Raw genomic sequence first — 2661 nt, forward strand, 5'->3', positions numbered from 1 at the left:
CGACCTGCTGGGCGTGGTGGTCGACGGCGGCCGGGTCATCGTCTGCACCCAGTGCGCCGCCCGCCGCGGCATCCTCGAGGGCGACCTGCGCGCGGGCGTCACGATCGCCGGGGCGGCGGTCTTCGCCGAGCAGATCCTCGGCGAGGGCGTGCAGGCGCTCGTCTACTGAGCCGGGCTCGGCGCCGGGTCCGGGTCAGCCCGCCAGGCCGGCCCGGAGCGCGTCGGCGATCTCGCCAGCCGCCACCCGAGCGGTGCGCCCCACTCCGACCATGTTGAAGAAGCCGTGGATCAGTCCGCGATAGCGGACATGGCGCACCTCGACCCCGGCGGCCCGCAACCGTTCGACGTAGGCCTCGCCCTCGTCGCGCAGCGGATCGAAACCGGCCGTGGCGACGAAGGCCGGCGCGAGCCCGGGTGGCAGATCCGCGAGCAGGGGGCTGGCGCGCGGGTCGCTGCGCTGCTGAGGATCCGGGACGTAGCTGCGGGTGGCCAGGTCCATGAACTGCTCGGTCAGGTAGAAGCCGTTGGCGAACGTCTGCCGACTCTCCTGCGCGCCGGTCATGTCGGTCACCGGATAGACCAGGAGCTGGAAGGCGCACGGCCAACCCTGTCGTGCGGCCTCGATCGCGACCAGGGCCGCGAGGTTGCCGCCCGCACTGTCCCCCCCGACCCCGATGCGGTCACGATCGGCGCGCCATTCCTCGGCCCGCTCGATGATCGCGGCATACGCGGTGACGCAGTCGTCGTACGCCGCCGGGAACTGCGCTTCCGGGGCGAGGCGGTAGTCCACGGCGATGACCCGGACACCCGCACGCTCGGCGAGGAAACGGCAGGCCGCGTCGTGCGAGTCGAGGTCGCCGTAGATATAGCCGCCGCCGTGGAAGAACACCAGCAGCGGTCCGGCCTCCGGTGCGCCAGTGGGCTCGTAGAACCTGGCCGGGACGCCGGCGACCACGTCGTCGCGGACCCGCCCGATCGGCTGGGAGCCACCCACCAGGATCGACTGCCGGTTGAGCTCGTGTCGGCCCTGCCGGATCGGCAACGACTCGACGGCCGGCTCACGTGTCAGTCGCTGCAGCCGCAACAAGAGCTGGGCCTCGGTGTCCAGCGTCTGGCCGTCGAGGATCACGGGCCGACCTGCGAGCACCCGCTGGATCCGCGGCGGCAGGCCGAGAGCGGCCCTCAGGGTCAGCGCCTCGAGGCGCGCGATGATCGTCACCCGTGCAACCTAGACGTCCGGCACCGGCACGGCACCCGCCGTTCACGGTGCGGTGCCAGACTGACCCCATGTCCGAAGCAACCGTGGCCAGCACCGCACTCCCCAGCACCGTCGGCGCCTCCGTCGAGGACGGTCCGACCGCCGAGCCCTACGGACACCCCACCGACACCTTCGACGTCGAGCCGCCCTACGTCCCCGATGCCGCGGAGATCGCGGCGGTGGAGAAGTTCGACGACCGCTTCCTGGACCGCGAGCTGTCGTGGCTGCGCTTCAACCAGAGGGTGCTCGAGCTGGCGGAGAACCCCGCCCTTCCTCTCCTCGAGCGTGCGCGGTTCCTGGCGATCTTCGCGAGCAACCTCGACGAGTTCTTCATGGTCCGCGTGGCCGGTCTCAAGCGCCGGATCGCGGCGCGCGTCGCCGTACGCGCCGCCAGCGGACTGCTGCCGCGCGAACAGCTCGAGCAGCTGTGGGCAGGCAGCCGCGACCTGATGGAGCGGCATGCCAGGGTGTTCAGCGAGCAGGTGATCCCCGAGCTGCGCGACCAGGGCATCGAGATCGTGCGCTGGTCGGAGCTCGACCGCGAGGAGCAGAAGATCTGCAAGAAGCTCTTCAAGGAGCGGATCTTCCCGGTGCTGACGCCACTCGCCGTCGACCCGGCTCACCCGTTCCCCTACATCTCCGGTCTCTCGCTCAACCTCGCGGTGGTGGTGCGCCACCCCAAGACCGGCACCGAGCACTTCGCCCGGGTCAAGGTGCCGCAGACCTTCGGCCGGTTCGTGCCGGTCGGCAACCAGCGCTTCGTGCCCCTCGAGGACGTCATCGGCGAGCACCTCAAGAAGCTCTTCCCCGGCATGGAGGTGCTGAAGGCGCACACCTTCCGCGTCACCCGCAACGAGGACCTCGAGGTCGAGGAGGACGACGCCGAGAACCTCCTCAAGGCGCTGGAGAAGGAGCTGCTGCGGCGCAAGTTCGGACCGCCCGTCCGGCTCGAGGTCGAGGAGTCCATCGACGCCAAGGTGCTCGAGCTGCTGGTCTCCGAGCTCGGCGTCACGCGTGAGGAGGTCTCGAAGCTGCCGGGTCCGCTCGACCTGAGCGGTCTGCACTCGATCGCCGATCTGCCGCGCGAGGACCTGAAGTACCCCACCTTCGTGCCCACCACGCACGCCCAGCTGGCCGAGGTCGAGTCGTCCAAGCCCGTCGACGTCTTCGAGTCCGTACGCCGCAACGACGTGCTCCTCCACCACCCCTACGACTCCTTCGCGACCTCGGTCCAGCGATTCGTCGAGCAGGCCGCCGCCGACCCCCACGTGCTCGCCATCAAACAGACGCTCTACCGCACCTCGGGGGACAGTCCGATCATCGACGCCCTCATCGACGCTGCCGAGGCCGGCAAGCAGGTGCTGGTCATCGTGGAGATCAAGGCCCGCTTCGACGAGGAGGCC

At 70.2% G+C, this 2661-nt stretch carries 2 protein-coding genes and 1 pseudogene; 2 read left to right on the forward strand and 1 reads right to left on the reverse strand.

Annotated elements, in window-relative coordinates:
* Window positions 1–16 precede the first annotated feature (16 nt).
* Window positions 17–169, forward strand: coding sequence for a DsrE family protein (locus tag RMO85_RS05810; RefSeq protein WP_310527296.1), 153 nt, complete (start codon window positions 17–19; stop codon window positions 167–169).
* A gap of 24 nt (window positions 170–193) precedes the next feature.
* Here RMO85_RS05810 and RMO85_RS05815 read toward each other — a convergent pair whose 3' ends face one another.
* The gene (locus tag RMO85_RS05815; protein WP_310527291.1) at window positions 194–1219 is read right to left on the reverse strand and encodes an alpha/beta hydrolase; all 1026 of its coding nucleotides are present in this window, start codon (window positions 1217–1219) and stop codon (window positions 194–196) included.
* A gap of 68 nt (window positions 1220–1287) precedes the next feature.
* Here RMO85_RS05815 and RMO85_RS05820 point away from each other — a divergent pair.
* A pseudogene (locus RMO85_RS05820) lies at window positions 1288–2661 on the forward strand (RNA degradosome polyphosphate kinase); the annotation flags it as partial.

This window comes from Nocardioides sp., from assembly GCF_031422975.1.
Classification (GTDB): domain Bacteria; phylum Actinomycetota; class Actinomycetes; order Propionibacteriales; family Nocardioidaceae; genus Nocardioides.